Consider the following 241-nt stretch of genomic DNA (forward strand, 5'->3'; position numbering starts at 1 on the left):
GCCCAGAGACCTGCCTTCGCCATCGGTGTTCCTCCTGATATCTGCGCATTCCACCGCTACACCAGGAATTCCAGTCTCCCCTACCATACTCTAGTCTGCCCGTACCCACTGCAGACCCGGAGTTAAGCCCCGGGCTTTCACAGCAGACGCGACAAACCGCCTACAAGCTCTTTACGCCCAATAATTCCGGACAACGCTCGCACCCTACGTATTACCGCGGCTGCTGGCACGTAGTTAGCCG

General features: G+C 58.1%; 1 rRNA gene. It reads right to left on the reverse strand.

The annotated features are described in order from the left end of the window. Positions 1-241 (reverse strand): 16S ribosomal RNA (locus MWU75_RS19695); the annotation flags it as partial.

The organism is Ornithinimicrobium sp. F0845 (assembly GCF_023015765.1).
Classification (GTDB): Bacteria; Actinomycetota; Actinomycetes; order Actinomycetales; family Dermatophilaceae; genus Ornithinicoccus.